The organism is Synechococcales cyanobacterium T60_A2020_003, from assembly GCA_015272205.1.
Classification (GTDB): Bacteria; Cyanobacteriota; Cyanobacteriia; order RECH01; family RECH01; genus JACYMB01.
The window spans coordinates 1-1512 of record JACYMB010000248.1; the positions used below are offsets into that span (position 1 = coordinate 1).

Sequence of the window (1512 nt, forward strand, 5' to 3'; positions counted from 1 at the left end):
GTCCCTTATCGTCAAGCTTCATCAACCCAAAGCCTGTGGCCTGCTTCTCATCCACCGGAACCACCGACAGAGTGATGTCTGCCCCAGTTTCACGATGGTGCTTAACAAACAGGGAGTAGTCCATCCGGTAGAGGTGGTCACCGGATAGGATCAAAAACTCATCCACATCCCACTGTTCTATCAACCATAGGTACTTACGCACCGCATCAGCTGTGCCCTGAAACCAGCTAGGACTATCTGGTGTTTGTTGTGCCGCCAAGATTTCAACAAAGCCTTCGTGCAAACCAGAGAAGTTGTACGTCCGAGAAATGTGGCGGTTAAGAGATGCAGAATTGAACTGGGTTAGAACGTAGATTTTATAGATGTCTGAATTAATGCAATTGCTGACCGGGACGTCGATCAGGCGATACTTTCCTGCAAGCGGAACAGCAGGCTTCGCCCGAAGTTTCGTCAAAGGATATAGACGGGTTCCGGCACCCCCACCGAGAATGAGCGCTAATACTCGTTTCACGACAACCTCTTAAACGCCTCTTGAAATAACCGATGATTCCCAACCTCAGTGTCGGACTGTAGGGCAAACTTGGCAAGGGGGATCATCGAATATTTCTAAATTTTCTGCCACGGGATCGATCGCGATCAGAATTTTGCTCTGTCACGTGAGGGAGAGGTACCCGATAACCATCGTGATCAAAAGGGAGACTTGGGAGATTGGCCGGGACGGATGTTGCGCAGTTGGGTGCCGAGCGATCCTTGATTTTGGAAAAATGCTTCCGCAAAGAAGAACACTTCTCCAGCCAGTCCGGTTTGATGATTGTACTGAAGGCCGCGAGTGAGGTCATCGCCAGAAATTAAGTAGGAACCAGACTTAACGAGCATTCCAGGGGCAAGTAAAATTCCAGGCGATCCGTCGGGAGCGGTGCAGTATCGCAGCATTGCATCGACCATACGGCGATAATCCTTGAAGGTGCGTCGATACAGTTGGGGATGCAGCCAGTCCACCAAACCGTGGCGTATCCAAGTGGGAATGTCCTGCAAATACTCCTCATACCCAAACGGGTAGGGACTGGGAGCCATGGAGACGATCGCACCCGGACGAACGGCCTTGACCTGATCGTAAAGACGATGAAGAAATTGGGTCAGGCGATCGCTCCGCCATTTCATCCAGTCAGGGTCGCGCGGATTTTTCGGAGGCTCCCTGCCTGTTTCACGGTAGTAAAGATTTTGGGTCGCGCGATCATACCCGCCTTCGACGGGAAATACAGGCAAACGGTCATCTCCTTGAACGCCATCGACGGGATAGTGGGTGAGGACTTCCAGCATGAGCTGAAGCATAAAGTCTTGAACCCGGTCGTCCAGAGCATTTAGCCATTCAAATCCGTTTTTGGTGAGTAATCCACCGTGGCGATCGCACCCGGCCCAGTCGGGATATTGGGCTAAAATCCGCCCTCCGTTTTGGCGATAGGCACTGGCAAAGCCATATTCAAACCAGGGGATCACCCGTAAGTTCAAGGG

At 51.7% G+C, this 1512-nt stretch carries 2 protein-coding genes; both read right to left on the reverse strand.

The features are described from left to right. On the reverse strand, positions 1-511 hold a 511-nt coding region (gene glgC / locus IGR76_12370; GenBank protein ID MBF2079282.1), incomplete at its 3' end, for a glucose-1-phosphate adenylyltransferase. Positions 512-687: 176 nt separating this feature from the next. Continuing rightward, the gene (locus IGR76_12375; protein ID MBF2079283.1) at positions 688-1497 is read right to left on the reverse strand and encodes a family 10 glycosylhydrolase; all 810 of its coding nucleotides are present in this window, start codon (positions 1495-1497) and stop codon (positions 688-690) included. Between the last annotated feature and the right edge of the window lie 15 nt (positions 1498-1512).